This window comes from Pedobacter sp. 05L430, assembly GCF_056397585.1.
Genome location: NZ_JBFTNT010000082.1, coordinates 1 through 15758, shown reverse-complemented (window position 1 = coordinate 15758; position 15758 = coordinate 1). Strand labels below are relative to the sequence as shown.

The window sequence follows — 15758 nt, the reverse complement described above, 5'->3', positions numbered from 1 at the left end:
GGATAGGGACGAGGGCATGATCAACGCGGCTGCTAAACCTTGTATGGCCCTAAAAACAGCTAGCATTTCGAATGACGTGGATAAACCGGCACCCAACGAGGTGATTAGAAACAGCACAGAGCCGATCATAAATACCTTCTTTTTACCTACTACATCTGATAGTTTACCGCCAATAATCAGAAACCCTCCGTAAAGCAATACGTACAAGGTTTGCAGCCATTGCACCTGATCGTTGCCAACTCTAAACTGGGCTTGTATAGATGGTATGGTGAGGTTGATGATGGCAATATCCAGGGCTTCTACAAAAATGGCCATAGAAGCAATCATCAGAATGATATTCTTTTTTGAAAACATAAGTTAGCTCGTTGTCCTGTCAAAAGTAGAAATAATGATTTTCTGATTGAAGAGATAAAAAATAATAAGAACAATTATGTTGATATTTGTATTTTTATAGAACAAGTGCGTTTTAAGTGCTTCAAAAGATGTCGAAAACAGAACAACAGAAATTACCCGAAATTAGTTTAGATGGCAAAGACCATGAAATACTAAAACTAATAGAATCGAATAGCAAACTTACTGTGAGGGAAATTGCTTCGCAAATTCATTTAAGTCCCACGCCAACACATGATAGAATTAAGCGCTTAGAGAAAAGTGGTGTAATTAAGCAGTATTCTGCGGTGTTAGATAAGCGTTTGGTTGGCAAAAGAATGATTGTGCTGTGTATGGTTACTTTAAGAGAGCACAACAAAAAAGCCGGGGCTATTTTTGTGAATGCCATACAGGGGTTTAAAGAGGTTATTGAATGTTATAATATTTCTGGTGATTTTGACTTTATGCTCAAAATTGTAGCCGAGGATATGGAAAGTTATCATACGTTTTTTGTAGATAAGTTAACGGAAGTGCCGGGAATTGGACAGACTAAGAGCGTGTTTGTAATGGATGTGATTAAGGAAACGCATAATTTGATGTAGGAAGGATGACGAGTGCGTTTAATCCTCGACCTCTAACGTGTAATACGATACCTTGTTAAACAATTCCTCTGGTAAAAATGGTTTTATAATGTAATCATCAATACCTGCTTCTTTTATCTGATCTTGTATTTCGGCAGCCAGGTTTGCGGTAAGGGCTATTATCGGTATTTTAACTCCAGATTTGCGCATCTTTTTTGCAGCCTCATATCCATCCAGAATAGGCATTTGTAAATCCATAAGCACCAGCTGATGTTTGGCGCCATCAAATTTGTGAAGCGCCTCAAATCCGTTTAAAGCCACATCAATTGATGCTCCCCAACCCTCAAGGTATCGCTGTGCAACAAGAACATTCATCGGGTTATCTTCTACTAAAAGTATATGTATCCCCTCAAAAGGTTTAGATTTTTCTTTAATGGCTTCAGAGTTATAATTGATTCCGTTTCTTTTTCCGGCCTTTTCAAAAGTTTGCTCAAAATAGAAGGTAGAACCCTTGCCTTCAACACTTTTTACATTAAGCGTAGAATCTTGCAGTTCAAGAATCTTTTTTGATATTGCCAATCCAAGTCCGGTGCCGCTTGGACCTTTAAATCCAGACGCATTAACTTGCATAAACCGTTCGAAGATAATAGCCAGTTTCTCTTTGGATATGCCGATTCCTGTATCTTTAACCTCCACAGCAATGGTAATTGAAGTTTTATTTTGAGATTCTACAGTTATGGTAACATTTACAGAACCCTTGTCTGTAAACTTAATGGCATTATGCACCAGGTTGGTAATTACCTGAGTAGTTCTGGTTGGGTCGCCCATTACCTTGCTTTGCATTTCTTTATCTATCGATAAATTAAGGGCTATACTTTTGTCTTGCGCTGCCATTTCAAGACCCTTAACAATATAACCTACAATAGAGGCAATATCCATTTCAACGCGCTCAATAGAGATTTTACCCGATTCAATTTTATTGTAGTCCAGAATATCGTTTACAATGGCCAACAGATTATTTGCCGAAAAGCGCAATACATCCAATTGCTCTACCTGATCTTCGCGCGGGTTACTTTTTAACAGTAAATGGCTCATCCCAATCACAGCATTTAATGGCGTCCTAATCTCGTGGCTCATATTGCTCAGGAATTCGCTTTTAGCACTTAGCCCTTCTTCGGCCTGCGCTTTGGCTTGTTTTAAAGCAAAAGAAACCCTGTGCGATAATGCCAGCGACTGAAGGAAAAAGAAGGTGATATAGCACAGGAAGCTGGCCAGTTGGTAAGGAGGGATAAGTAACCAGTAATGAAGCAGAGATATGGCAAATGCCGGGATCAGGGCAAAAGAACTCAATAAAGTGTATAGTGCGCCGGTTCTGTTTCTTCTGTATGCTTTTATATATATGTATGGAACATACAGCAGGCAGAATAACATTACAGCTAAAAACGGATTTATTAATTGGGTAAAATAAACTGCCGGCAAACATATTACCGCTAAACTAAATAAACCGCATATGCCACATATTATTTTAGGTATGGGCATGTTAATGTCTTTAGGAAATAGATAAAGCGTGTAAAGCGCGAACAGTCCTATACCTATAAATAAGGAAAGATACTCTAACCTGATGGTTAGATGCCAGCTTAGGTTCGGGATGATATTATGCAGTACATAAGTGTCTGTACCAATAGTTCTGTAGCAATAGACTATAGAAAAGATGGCAAAAAACAGGATGGCCTTGTCGTTTTTTCCTTGCAGATACAATCCCATAAAGAAAAGGCCGCCCATGATTAAACATCCGGTAAGTATAAGATTTATGGAGGCCGATTGCCGTTCCTTCAGTATCAATTGGTCTCTGTTTCCAATTTGCAGGGGTTTTTTAATGCCTCCTTTGCTATGGTCGAAATTGGAGATTTGCAGTAAAAGATTTAGTGTATCTATGTTGGCAGGTATGGCTACTGTACGGTTTTCCCAATAAGGCATAGAACTTTCTTTATTGGTGCCAACTTTTCCATTGGCTGCTTCTAGTTTACCATTTATATATAGCCTGTAAGCTGAGTAGGTTTCTGGAATGGCCAGTAATAATGTACTTTTATTGTGTGGTAGTAGTAGGGTTGCTTTGTAGGTAGCGTAGCCAAATCCTTTCCATACATATGGGAAATTTACGAGTTTACCACCTTTGGCAGACACGTTTTGAGGCTCTAAAAGCTGATTCCAGTAAAACTCCCACTGCTTGCCTAGTTCTACAATTTTATGAAAAGATTGGGTACGCAGGTCGATTACAGCTTTTGAGTTGACAAACTGAGGAACGCCAGCGCCAGCAGCTTTTTGACAGCTAATTAAAAGTATTACCAGGAATAGGAGATAAGGCTTTCTAACCCACATTTGAACGTTACTGCAAAATAATCAGCTAAATATACAAGTTTGTATGTTATCTTTCTATTTGATTTGTTACCTTATTTACAGGATTGTATTATATATATTTATCCTTTAACTTAAAACTAACCAGATAAGAATCTATAAATGGTAAACAAAACAGGGGCGGCAGTGCTGTATCCTTCGGGTTGTATATTGGGCGAAAGCCCCATGTGGCACAATGAGCGACAGAGTTGCTTTTGGGTTGATATTGAGGGTTGTACGATTTATGAATACAGTTTTCCCGATAAAAGCTGTCGCCAATATGAATTATCTAAACGCGTTTCTTTAGTAGTTAAAGGCAGTATTGCCGATGAACTTATTGTGGGTTTGCAAGGCGGTGTAGCCAGGTTTAACCTGCTTACTGAAACTTTAACCATGCTTACAACGGAACTTAATGCCGATTGGAAAAGCTACCGCTGCAATGATGGTGGTTGTGATAATATGGGCCGGTTATGGATAAGCACAACTGACTTAAAACATAAAAAAGATGCGGGTGCACTTTATTGCGTTGATAAGAACTTGCAGGTTAGCGAAAAGCTGGGTAAGCTTTCTATTTCGAACGGTATAGCTTGGACTGCCGACAATAAGCGGCTCTATCATACCGATAGTGTTACAGGTGCAATTAAGTCGTACCTCTACGATGAGCGTACCGGTGATCTGGAATTTGAGTGTATTGCGGTGCAGATTTCTTTGGAGAAGGGTGTGCCCGATGGGATTGCTTTGGATGCCGAAGGTAAACTTTGGATAGCGTTATGGGGTGGATATGGTGTTGGCAGGTTTGATGTAGATTCTGGTGAAATGTTGGGTTTTATTGATGTTCCTGCTCCTAATGTAAGCAGCTGTGCTTTTGTTGGAGATGCGCTGGACCAGATGATCATTACTACTGCAAAAAAAGGAATGACAGAAAATGACCTTAAGGGATTTCCCGAAAGTGGTCATATATTTATAGTAGAGCCGGGCGTAACAGGTGCTACGGTTTTTAATTGTGTGTTATAATAAAATAGATATGGAAAAGAAGCTTCGTAGTCAGCAATGGTTTGGTAAAAAAGGTAAGGATGGGTTTATTTACAGGGCCTGGATGAAAAACCAGGGCATTCCGGCTGATGAGTTTCAGGGTAAACCTGTTATTGGAATTTGCAATACCTGGTCGGAATTAACACCATGTAATGCCCACTTTAGGGAGCTTGCCGAATCTGTAAAAAGAGGGGTAATTGAAGCAGGCGGTTTCCCGGTTGAATTTCCGGTAATGTCTTTAGGCGAAACCTTGATTAAACCTACGGCCATGCTTTACCGGAACCTGGTAAGTATGGATGTGGAAGAGTCCATCAGGGCAAACCCAATTGATGGTGTGGTGTTGATGTGCGGATGCGATAAAACTACTCCGGCACTGGTTATGGGTGCTTGCAGTGTAGATATTCCATCTATTGTGGTTTCTGGTGGTGCAATGCTTACGGGTAAATTTCAGGGTAAAAATATAGGTACCAGTGATATTTGGAGGTTCTCTGAAAGTGTAAGATCCGGAATCATGTCGGAAGAGGAATTGAACCTGGCAGAAGCCGGAATGTGCAGGAGCAGAGGGCATTGTGCAGTTATGGGCACTGCATCTTCTATGGCTTGTATGGTTGAATCGCTTGGGCTTTCGTTGCCTGGCAATGCGGCTATTCCGGCTGCTGATTCTTCAAGAAAGGTACTTGCCCAGTTCTCGGGCCGCAGGATTGTAGATATGGTTAGGGAAGATTTGAAACCATCTGATGTTCTGGTGCGTAAAGCTTTTGAAAACGCGATAAAGGTAAATGCTGCCATTGGTGGCTCTACCAATTTTGTGATACACCTGTTGGCCATTGCAGGCAGGGTGGGGATAGATTTAACCATTGATGATTTTGATAAATACTCTGCAGGGATACCGCTAATCGCTAATCTGCAGCCTTCAGGCGAGCATTTTATGGAAGATCTGTATTATGCCGGTGGTTTACCTGCCGTAATGAAAGAAATGCAAGGCTTTTTGAATGCCGAATGTATTACGGTAAACGGCAGAAATATTGGTCAGAATCTGGAAACGGCGCAAACTTTGAATCAGGAGGTGATTGCATCTGTAGAAAGTCCTTTTAAACTGGATTCTGGTGTAGCGGTGTTAAAGGGCAATCTTTGCCCGGAGGGTGCTATCATTAAGCCCTCGGCAGCTAATGCGCGTTTAATGCAGCATAGAGGCAAGGCTGTGGTATTTGAAAACATTGAAGATTATAAGCTTAGAATTGATGATCCGGAGCTGGTAGTTGATGCAGATAGTGTATTGGTATTGAAAAATACAGGCCCTAAAGGTTATCCTGGCATGCCAGAGGTGGGTAATATGGGTTTACCTAAAAAGATGCTTGATTTAGGGGTTACAGATATGGTACGCGTATCTGATGGCCGTATGAGTGGAACCGGATTCGGTACTGTGGTACTGCATGTTTCGCCAGAAACTGCCGAAAACGGAACCATCGCATTGGTTAAGGATGGGGATATGATTGAACTGGATGTAGCAGGGAGAAGGTTAAGCTTATTGGTGTCTGATGAGGAATTGGATCAGAGAAGGGCTTTACTTGCTGATCCTGTTAATCAGTTTAAAAGGGGCTATGCAAGGTTGTATGTAGAACATGTTGAACAGGCACATTTAGGTGCCGATTTTGATTTTTTAAAGGGTAACTCAGGTAGTGAAGTATTACGCGATTCACATTAATATATAAACAGACGAAAGACTAATATGATGACTTCAACAGCATTTGAAAACAAGACGGTAATTGTAACTGGTGCCGGACAGGGCATTGGTTTTGAAATATGTAAACAACTGGCAGCTAGAGGCGCTACAGTTTTATTGAATGATATAGATGAGGTGCTGGCCAATGGCGCAGTACAAGCAATTAAAGATGCGGGTGGAAATTGTATTGCCTGTGCAGGTGATTCTGGTGATAAGGATTTTATACAAAGTATGGTTGATCTGGCTGTAAAAACATCCGGCAGTCTGGATGTTGTGATTGCCAACGCAGGGATTACTTTATTTGGCGATTTCTTTACTTACCCTCAGGATTCTTTGTATAAAGTTTTACATACAAACCTTGGTGGTACGTTCTTTTTGGCCCAGGCCGCGGCCAATCAAATGAGAACTCAGGCTAAAGGTGGTTCTTTGTTGTTTACCTCATCGGTTACGGCACATCAGGCACATAAAGATCTGGCAGCCTACGGAATGACTAAAGCTGCTCTTGAAATGCTGGCCAAGAACCTGGTGCTGGAGCTTTCTCCTTTTAAGATCAATGTAAATACGATAGCGCCGGGTGCTACACTTACAGAGCGTACCATGGATGATCCGAATTATGAGGCTGTATGGTCTAGAATTACGCCAATGGGTAGTCCTGCTAAAACGATAGATATTGCCAATGCGGCTTTGTTTCTGGTGTCGGATGGGGCAAAACACATCACAGGACAAAGTTTGGTGATTGATGGTGGTTGGAGTGCAATTAGTCCTTCGCCAAATGAATAGGTTGCTGAAATTTATATTTGTTTTGCCTTTGGTGCTGCTGTTTTGCGGATCAGCTTTGGCCATAAAACCTAAGGTTTTTTGCTTTTACTACAATTGGTACCAGACCAAGGCTTTTGATGGAGCAGATCAGCATTGGTCGCATTGGAGTAATGGCAATCCTACTGGGTACCCGGGTGGTGATAACATAGRCGCTAATTTTTTTCCATCATTAGGTAATTACAGCACAAATGATCCTGTTTTGGTGGCTAAGCACATGAAAATGATTGCTAAAGCAGGTATTAATGCTGTTTTTTTAACCTGGTGGGGTAAGGATCATTTTACAGCAAAGAGCATTCCGGTGATATTAGATGAGGCTAAAAAGGCTGGTGTTAAGGTTGGTTTTCAAATTGAGCCGTATGGAAATAGATCTCCCTTAACGGTTAAGGCTGATGTGAAGTATCTAATTGATACTTATGGCAAGCACCCGGCTTTTTACTATTCTGAACAGAAGAAACCGCTTTTCTTTGTTTATGATTCGTATTTGAGTAAGGCCGCTGAATGGTCGGATGTATTATCGCCAGCTGGAAGTTCAACCATTAGAAAAACGTTATATGATGCTGATTTTATGGGTCTTTGGGTGAATGATAATGAGCATCAGTTCTTTAAAGATTCGGGATTTGACGGTTTCTATACCTACTTTGTTTCGAAGGTGTTCCGTTATGGCTCTAACCCAAATAACTGGGCTAAGATGCAGGAATGGGCGGTTCAAAACAACAAGATATTCATCCCCTGTGTAGGGCCTGGTTATATAGATGAGCGCATCCGCCCGGAGAATAGTGCCAATACGCAAAGCAGGGACAATGGGACGTATTATGATGATTACTGGAAAAAAGCAATTTCCGTGAAAAGCCCGTATGTGGCCATTACTTCTTTTAACGAATGGCATGAGGGTACACAGATTGAACCGGCAAAACCACTGAGTATTACTGGTTTTACTTACTTGGATTATAGCCCGCTGGCAAATGATTACTACATCACCAGAACCAGATATTGGACCGACCGTTTCTTAAAAAAATAATCTTTTAGGATGAAAAAATATACTTCATTATTGTTAGCAGGATTTGTTTTAGTAACCGGTGTTAGTGTAGGGCAGGATAAGCTCAGCAGGGCAAAATCTGAAACGATTGGTGGGTTTATTGGCGAAAGGCTGTCTAATTCTTACAAGAACAGGGTTTTACTTCAGGATGCAGATGCCTTAATTGAACCGTTTAAGCATAGAAACGAGACCAGTTTATGGCAAAGTGAGTTTTGGGGAAAATGGTTTACTTCGGCAGTTCTTGCCTATAAATATAAACCAACACCTGAACTAAAGCAAAAGCTGGATGTCGCTGTTGGTGGTTTAATTGCTACGCAAAGTGCTGATGGCTATATTGGTAATTATGCTGAAGAAAGCAGATTAAAGCAGTGGGACATTTGGGGACGAAAGTATTGTATGCTGGGGCTGCTTGACTATTATAGTCTAACCGGTGATAAAAAGAGTCTTAAAGCAGCCAAGGCTGTTGCTGATAATTTGATAGATGATATTAAGAAAGCCGACGGTATAATTGTGACTAAGGGGAATTACCGGGGTATGGCTGCATCATCTGTATTGGAGCCTATTTGCTTGTTATATACGCAAACAAAGGATAAGAAATATCTTGATTTTGCAGAAGAGATTGTTCGCCAATGGGAAACACCTGAGGGGCCACAGTTAATTTCCAAGGCCGATGTTGATGTGTCTAAACGCTTTCCTAAACCTGAAAACTGGTATTCTTTTGAACAGGGGCAAAAGGCATACGAAATGATGTCGTGCTACGAAGGTTTATTGGAATTGTACAGGCTAACGGGCAAACAGACATATAAAACTGCGGTTGAGAAGACCTGGCAAAACGTTCGCGATAAAGAGATCAATATGGCAGGATCAGGTGCATCGGCCGAAATGTGGTTTGGTGGCAAGGCTTTACAGGCTGATCCCATCTTTCATTATCAGGAAACGTGCGTTACAGTAACCTGGATAAAGCTTTGTCATCAGCTTTTTAGGCTTACCGGCGAAGCAAAATATGCCGATGCAGTGGAACAGAGTTATTATAACGCTTTGTTGGGCTCTACCAGTCACGATGGTTTTCATTGGGCAAAATATACGCCTTTAAATGGATTGCGATTACCCGGAAACGGGCAGTGTGGTATGGATCTTAATTGTTGTGTGGCAAGCGGCCCAAGGGGTTTGTTTAACCTTCCGGCTCATGTGGTGATGAAAGCTGCAGATGGCTTATTTGTAAATTATTTTATTAAAGGGAGTTATGCTTTGGTTACTCCAACTGGTAAAAATGTAAGTGTAGTTCAGCATACAGATTATCCGGCTACGGGTAAGATTGGAATTAGTGTAAAACTTTCAAAGCCTGAGGACTTTAGCATTAATATTCGCATACCTGAATGGAGCAAGAAGAATGTGTTAATGGTAAACGGTGTTGCAGTTGAGGCAGCTGGTGGGCAGTTTGCTACCTTAAAACGAACCTGGAAAGATGGCGACGAAATAGCTTTAGAACTGGATATGAGAGGCAGGGTTGAATTTATTGGAGACAAGTCTCAATATGCTGCTGTGATGCGTGGCCCTATATTGCTTGCCCGCGATGAGGCATTAAAAGGGGCTAATATGGGATCGATTGTTAACCTTGCAGGTAAGACCGGATATGTTGATTTGGTTTCCGTACCTCATACTTCTGAAAATGTGTGGTTACAATTCAGTCTTAAGTTTTCTCCGGAATCATATAAAGAGCAGGGAGATGAGCCTGTAACTGTTGATTTATGCGATTATGCCTCGGCCGGGAATGGCAAAGAAGCAACTTATTTTAAAGCCTGGTTTCCTCAGTTGATTGATCCTAAAAAGGATCACTAAATTTTTATACTTCACATGAACAGATTAAGAACGATACTACTATTTTTTGGCATTGGCATTCCATCGCTGTTATCAGCTCAGGATTTTTATACTCAGGAGCAGCGTGATAAATGGATGGCTAAAGCAGAAACGAATAAGCCTAAACTGACTGAGCAGGAAAAAAAGCCTGTGCAATTGGTTAAACTAGAGGCTGATGATAAGGCTTTTCAAGGTTGGAAGGCTACTCCTGCAGGTTCGGTTGACCAGCTTTATCAGCAAGCTTTTAAAAAACAGTCTGGTGTAGTTATTGATTTTGGCGAGCATTTAACCGGTTATTATACATTTACCATGAAGGAAAGTGCTAATGTATTGGATGGTCCATTACGTTTTAAAATGACATTTGCAGAGGTGCCGGGTGAACTTGCCACACCTTTTGATCCGTACACAGGAGGTTTGACCAGGGCATGGCTGCAGGACGAAATCATTACTGTAATGGAATTGCCTGCTACAATTACTATTCCACGACGTATGGCCTTTAGATACCTTAAAATTGATCTTTTAGCAGGCTCCGGTAACTTTGATTTTAAGATAACGGATATGAGTTTTAAAGCTGTTACGGCGGTTACAAATGTACCTGTTCAATTGGCGGCAAATACAGATCCAATGATTAAAAAGGTTGATGCTGTTGGCCAGGCTACGCTAAAAGAATGTATGCAAACGGTTTATGAAGATGGCCCGAAACGCGACAGGAGATTATGGATAGGGGATTTGTATCTGGAATCGTTAGCTAACAATTATTCTTTTAAAGATCATGAGCTTACCAAGCGTTGTCTGTATTTAATTGCAGGATTGAGTCGTACAGATGGGTACTTAAATGCTAATGCATTTGAAAACCCTAAGCCCCATGCGCAGGCAGGTGCGCCATTTTTGTTTGAATATTCGCTATTGTTTAATGCCGCATTGAAGGAATATTTTATTGCCACTAAAGACAGTGAGTTTGTGCTTGATTTATGGCCTGTAGCCAAAAGGCAAATGGACAACATTAGCAAGCATCTGGATGATAACGGGCTGTTTAACGTTAATGCGGCTCAAAAGGACGGTTGGTGGATCTTTGTGGATTGGAGAGATGGGCTGGATAAACAGGCTTCTTTGCAGGGAATAATGATTTTTACCATGAAAGAGACATTGACGCTGGCTAAATTATTGGGTAAGGATAAGGAGGTTTCGCAATTAAATGGCTTAATTGACAAAATGACCAAGGCGGCTAAAACAAGACTTTATGATAAGAAGACAGGGCTTTTTGTAAGTGGAGCTTCTAAGCAGGTTTCTTACGCCTCGCAGGCATGGATGATAATGAGTGGAGTAGCTAGTAAGGCTGAAGCTCAGAAGGCTATGAAAGCTATTGCGGGTTATGATAATGTGGTAAAGCCGGGCACGCCTTATCTGTATCATTATTATATTGAGGCTTTGATTAAATGTGGGTTAACACAAGAAGCCAAAGCCTCTGTTATAGATTATTGGGGTGGAATGGTAAATAAGGGCGCTGATACTTTTTGGGAGGCTTATGATCCTGATAATGACAAGCTTTCTCCTTATAACTTTTTTCCGATAAATAGCTATTGTCATGCCTGGAGCTGTACGCCTGTTTACTTTATCAGAAAGCATCCGGAGATTTTTCAGGGCCCTTAATTCCTATTACATCCGGTTTTTTTCCTCATCAAGCGCATTGTTTTTGTGCTTGCTTTTACGGGTAAACGTGTCTTTACCAAAGTTATACGTTAGTGCAATGCCAAATCGCTGCGTATCAGATTCATTGGTTTGAAATGAATAGGCCTGCGCCAGCCCTACTGAACGTTCCCTGGCTACCCAGCTATGGAACATGTCATCAACATTGAACCTGATGCTGCCTTTGTTTTTCCAAATCTTTTTTTGAATACCTGAGTTTACCCTGTACCTGCCTGCTGTATAAGTTTGCCCGTTTAAATCCCGGCTGACATAATAGCTGCCCAGTTCTGCACTCCATCCTTTTTTGAATTGAAATTGGTTGTATATTCCTATTCTGGCTGCATAAATACTTGGATTAAGCTTTTCGCCATATGCCATACCATCTAATCCCAATCTGGCGAATTGCGGTTCAAAATAAAGTGTCCACCATTCAGCAGGAGTAATTGTGATATTGGTATTTAGAATTATCATATATCCGAAGGCTACGTTTTCCGGTTTCCTGATAAAAATATCATTTTCTACACGTGTAGTCTGGAAAATTACATCTGTAAATCTGTTATAACTTAAAGCTAGTCTAAGCCATTGTTTGTGTTGATATTTAAGTTCATAACGCATCTGATATTGAGGGGTTAATTCCGGATTACCTGAAGAGTAAGAGTACTTGTCTTTAAAAAACACAAAAGGATTCAGGTATTGATAATTTGGCCTGTTTATTCTTTTGCTGATACTAAAGTTTAGGGTGTTTGTGCCAACTGTATCAAGCTTGTAGTTTAAAAAGATACTTGGGAACACTTGCGTATAGTTCTTAGTAAAACTGCTTGGTGGCACCAGCTCGTTGCCTAATTGCTCCCCCTTAGATTGTGTGTTTTCCAAACGCAATCCTAATTGAATAGATAGGTGTTTCCATCCTTTTTGAGCATTAACATATGCAGAGTTTATGTTTTCTCTGAACTTGAAGTGGTTTGATTGTCCGTTATCGATAACCGGTCCCTGATCGGTAATGTTGTAATAATCAGATTTGTTATCGTTATAAACGAAGCTCGATTTAAAGCCCGCTTCAAATTTTGCGTTGTTTTTCATGGTTTGCACATAATCTGCTTTGGCAGTGTATATATTTATGGTAGAAGGTAAATCGTAAAAGAATTTGCTATCGCTGATAGCAGTGCCATCTGGCTGATAAAGTGAGTTTACGAGCGATTGGTTGCCGGTACTGCGGTAATTTAAGTAGTTGATATCGGCAGAGAGTTCCTTCCCGGTTGATCCGAATTTATGCAGAAAGTTGACGTTGGATCCTAAGTTGGTTCTTTTATTATCGCCAATGGTGTTTCCTTTGCCAATGTTGTTCAGTTGTCCGGCGTTGTAATTGTCGCTATTATAATTCAGCAGATCGTTGTTTTTATTGTCGTTTATATTGACCWGGAAACCGTATGTTGTATTTGGAGTGGCTGCATAATCTAATCCTGCGTTTGCATTTAAGCCGTTGCTTTTAAACTCCTGATTATTTATTAGCTCTACGGTTGATGTTGGTACATTGTTAGTATCAAAGAAGCTCCTTGTCATGTTGTCGATGTTATAATTTTTCTCGTGACTATAACCAATACTCCCAAACAAATTGATCTTTTTATAGTTGTAGTTCAGGTTCAAAGAGTTGTTGTTTCTTCCATATTCTCCTTTAGAATAACCTGTAGCAAAACTTCCTATAAAACCACCTATCCTGTTTTTTTTCAGTTTAATATTGATAATTGCATTTCCTGATGCATCATAACGGGCAGGAGGGTTGTCCATCAGCTCTATCTTGTCTAAAAGTGATCCGGGAAGAGATTTTAGGTAAAGAGAAAGGTCTTGTCCCGACATGTAAGTAGGGCGGCCATCAATTAAAACCATAACTCCAGATCGGCCGTTTAATGTGATATCCCCATTGGAATTTACAACTATGCCGGGCGTTTTTTCGAGCACTTCTAGTGTATTGCTGCTGGCGCTGCTAATCATGGCATCCACGTTTACTACTGTTTTGTCTATTTCCATTTGAATTAGCGGACGCTTTGCTTTTATCACTACCTCTGCAAGTTCTGTACTTTTAGCCGGCAGTAATATAATTACGGGAAACACCACGCCTGCGTTATCCAGTACATGTAAGGGCGATGAATTGAATTCTTTGTAGCCTACAGCTGTTATCCTTAATAGATAAGAACCTTTGGTGACATCATTGAATTGAAATTTACCATCGATATCAGTAGTTCGCGTGGTAATAATCGAGGTGTCTGCGGCTTTAAGCAGACGAACAGTAGCACCGCCAATTGCCTGGTTTTTTGAATCTTTTACAGTTGAGGAAATGACTCCTTGTTTTACCTGCGCCAGGGCAGTAAGAGAGATCAGAGAAGCGAAAAATAATATAATATATGTTTTCATTACAAATGGTTTTTAATTTGATCAGGTTGTTGATTGATCAAATATTGATTGTTCGTGTTAGCTCCGAAAAAAAATATGTTGTAACTTGCCTGTTAGTTGATGGAAAGCTATTTTGAGGTGTTGAACTGTTTTGTAACCTGTTTTTTGGGTTCTGTCAATGATTCTGGGCTGTTCGTCAGTAATTATTTATTGACTCGATGAACTTGTTCAAATTTGTAGCCTATGATTGACACAAGGAACATCAGAAACACTATGGACGAGATAAAATTTAAACCACTGATCGGTTTCTTTGGCCAACCGCTTTATATAGTCTTATCCCTTATCATTTCAATCCCTGTTTTTTTGGTAATAGAAACATATGCGAAGTCTATTGAGATACATGAAGATGAAGCCGTGGCCTTTGCCGGAACTGTATTCTTTTTCATTGGGCTTTTTACAGGTAGATATGTTGCACAGATATGGACTGCAAGGTTAACAGTTCTTCCCAAGCAAATTTCTTTTGGGTTATTTATCCTGATCATAGTTTGCATTGGCTGGTTGTTTTTTCATGCTGATTTCCCCTTACGAGGGCGAATTGCCATTAATTTATTACTGTCGTGGGTTCCATTTATGCTGATCAGTCTGGCGCTCGGTGCCTTGATCAAGATCGTTCACGCGATTTCTGAAAATCAATTGAGAGCTGCCAAAACAATGGCTGCTCATAGTAAAAGTGAGCTGCATTTGTTACAATCTCAACTGAGTCCTCATTTTCTGTTTAACACGTTAAACAATATGTATGGGCTTTCTATTACTGATCATGAGAAAATACCTGCATTGCTGCTTAAACTATCGGAACTATTGCGTTATTCAGTTTATGATGCGACAGAAATATATGTACCGTTAAAGGATGAAGTAGCCTACGTTAACAATTATATAGACTTTGAGAAGATAAGGATAGGCGATAGGTTGGTATTGACTACAGAAATTGAAGAGGCAATTGTACCTGAAATAAAAATAGCACCCATGCTTTTAATTGTATTTATTGAGAATGCTTTTAAGCATTCTAAAAACACAATTGATGAGAAGATTTATATAGATATAAAACTAAAGACCTGGGGTAATTCTATCCTTTTTTCGGTAAAGAATTCATACGGTAAGGAAGAAAATGTTCAGCCTACGCTTAACAAAAACAGCGGTTTTGGTTTGGATAATGTAAGCAAGCGGTTAAACTTGCTTTATACGGGCGAACATGAATTGAACATTAAAAAGGATAATTCATTTTACAATGTTATCTTACATTTAAAAATGAAGTAATGGACCAAGTAAACTGCCTTATTGTTGATGACGAGCCGATTGCCAGAGATATTATAAAGACATATTGTAGTCACTTGGATTACCTTAATGTTGTAGCATCGTGCGGGAATGCGCTTGAAGCAAAGGCTGTGTTGCAGAAACAAAAGATCGATATCCTTTTCCTGGATATTAACATGCCGATAATGGATGGAATTTCATTTGTAAAAACAATGAAAGACCAGCCTCAGATTATATTTACAACAGCCTATAAGGAGTTTGCTGTTGATGCATTTGATTTGGCAGCTTGCGATTACCTGTTAAAACCCTTCTCCTTTGATCGTTTTATTATTGCTGTAGATAAGGCACTAGAAAAATTAGAACCTAAAGCAACTATGCAGGCAATCGAGGTTTCTGGCTCTGATAATGAAGATTTTATCTTTATTAAAACCGATGGAAAGATCTATAAAATTGGATATGATGAGTTGCTTTATGCCGAAGCACAAGGCAATTATACTAAAATCATAACTACCAGTAATTTTCTGTTGCCTAAAATGCCTTTCTCGAACTTTGAAGAGCTATT

The 15758-nt window shown here is 40.1% G+C and carries 12 protein-coding genes; 9 read left to right on the top strand and 3 right to left on the bottom strand.

What is annotated here, in order from left to right:
• A partial coding sequence (locus tag AC1DG9_RS13240) for an MFS transporter (RefSeq protein WP_477634735.1) occupies nucleotides 1-354 on the bottom strand: 354 nt, incomplete at its 3' end.
• Nucleotides 355-482: 128 nt separating this feature from the next.
• Here AC1DG9_RS13240 and AC1DG9_RS13235 point away from each other — a divergent pair.
• A complete protein-coding gene (locus AC1DG9_RS13235) occupies nucleotides 483-971 on the top strand; it encodes an Lrp/AsnC family transcriptional regulator (protein WP_172662705.1) in 489 nt (162 codons plus the stop codon).
• Between the two features lie 18 nt (nucleotides 972-989).
• Here the strand turns inward: AC1DG9_RS13235 and AC1DG9_RS13230 are convergent, their stop codons facing one another.
• On the bottom strand, nucleotides 990-3329 hold the full coding sequence (locus AC1DG9_RS13230) for an ATP-binding protein (RefSeq protein WP_288881629.1): 2340 nt from the start codon (nucleotides 3327-3329) through the stop codon (nucleotides 990-992).
• A gap of 138 nt (nucleotides 3330-3467) precedes the next feature.
• Here AC1DG9_RS13230 and AC1DG9_RS13225 point away from each other — a divergent pair, with 138 nt between their 5' ends.
• The 6 genes from AC1DG9_RS13225 to AC1DG9_RS13200 are packed head-to-tail and all read left to right on the top strand — an operon-like array spanning nucleotide 3468 to nucleotide 11461.
• A complete protein-coding gene (locus tag AC1DG9_RS13225; RefSeq protein ID WP_337716035.1) occupies nucleotides 3468-4358 on the top strand; it encodes an SMP-30/gluconolactonase/LRE family protein in 891 nt (296 codons plus the stop codon).
• 10 nt (nucleotides 4359-4368) lie between these two features.
• Complete coding sequence (locus AC1DG9_RS13220; RefSeq protein ID WP_337716037.1) at nucleotides 4369-6081, top strand: IlvD/Edd family dehydratase; 1713 nt, start codon at nucleotides 4369-4371, stop codon at nucleotides 6079-6081.
• A gap of 24 nt (nucleotides 6082-6105) precedes the next feature.
• Nucleotides 6106-6879, top strand: coding sequence for an SDR family NAD(P)-dependent oxidoreductase (locus AC1DG9_RS13215; RefSeq protein ID WP_216854466.1), 774 nt, complete (start codon nucleotides 6106-6108; stop codon nucleotides 6877-6879).
• Between the two features lies 1 nt (nucleotide 6880).
• Entirely contained in the window at nucleotides 6881-7936 is a 1056-nt protein-coding gene (locus tag AC1DG9_RS13210) for a glycoside hydrolase family 99 protein (RefSeq protein WP_477634734.1), read from the top strand.
• A gap of 9 nt (nucleotides 7937-7945) precedes the next feature.
• Entirely contained in the window at nucleotides 7946-9793 is a 1848-nt protein-coding gene (locus AC1DG9_RS13205) for a glycoside hydrolase family 127 protein (protein ID WP_337716041.1), read from the top strand.
• A gap of 15 nt (nucleotides 9794-9808) precedes the next feature.
• Nucleotides 9809-11461, top strand: coding sequence for an alpha-L-rhamnosidase-related protein (locus AC1DG9_RS13200; protein WP_337716043.1), 1653 nt, complete (start codon nucleotides 9809-9811; stop codon nucleotides 11459-11461).
• Between the two features lie 6 nt (nucleotides 11462-11467).
• Here the strand turns inward: AC1DG9_RS13200 and AC1DG9_RS13195 are convergent, their stop codons facing one another.
• Nucleotides 11468-13906: a TonB-dependent receptor domain-containing protein gene (locus AC1DG9_RS13195; protein WP_477634733.1), complete on the bottom strand. Its 2439-nt coding sequence runs from the start codon at nucleotides 13904-13906 to the stop codon at nucleotides 11468-11470.
• 222 nt (nucleotides 13907-14128) lie between these two features.
• On the opposite strand from AC1DG9_RS13195, the gene AC1DG9_RS13190 reads away from it, so the two are divergent.
• Together AC1DG9_RS13190 and AC1DG9_RS13185 are read left to right on the top strand one after the other, a co-directional pair.
• Nucleotides 14129-15199, top strand: coding sequence for a sensor histidine kinase (locus AC1DG9_RS13190; protein ID WP_337716047.1), 1071 nt, complete (start codon nucleotides 14129-14131; stop codon nucleotides 15197-15199).
• A partial coding sequence (locus AC1DG9_RS13185) for a LytR/AlgR family response regulator transcription factor (protein WP_477634732.1) occupies nucleotides 15199-15758 on the top strand: 560 nt, incomplete at its 3' end. The genes AC1DG9_RS13190 and AC1DG9_RS13185, both read left to right, overlap by 1 nt.

Coding starts and splice junctions, on each gene's coding strand:
- AC1DG9_RS13205 (WP_337716041.1), top strand. CDS start 7,946: ATGAAAAAATATACTTCATTATTGTTAGCAGGATTTGTTTTAGTAACC.
- AC1DG9_RS13220 (WP_337716037.1), top strand. CDS start 4,369: ATGGAAAAGAAGCTTCGTAGTCAGCAATGGTTTGGTAAAAAAGGTAAG.
- AC1DG9_RS13190 (WP_337716047.1), top strand. CDS start 14,129: ATGATTGACACAAGGAACATCAGAAACACTATGGACGAGATAAAATTT.
- AC1DG9_RS13200 (WP_337716043.1), top strand. CDS start 9,809: ATGAACAGATTAAGAACGATACTACTATTTTTTGGCATTGGCATTCCA.
- AC1DG9_RS13230 (WP_288881629.1), bottom strand. CDS start 3,329: ATGTGGGTTAGAAAGCCTTATCTCCTATTCCTGGTAATACTTTTAATT.
- AC1DG9_RS13225 (WP_337716035.1), top strand. CDS start 3,468: ATGGTAAACAAAACAGGGGCGGCAGTGCTGTATCCTTCGGGTTGTATA.
- AC1DG9_RS13235 (WP_172662705.1), top strand. CDS start 483: ATGTCGAAAACAGAACAACAGAAATTACCCGAAATTAGTTTAGATGGC.
- AC1DG9_RS13215 (WP_216854466.1), top strand. CDS start 6,106: ATGATGACTTCAACAGCATTTGAAAACAAGACGGTAATTGTAACTGGT.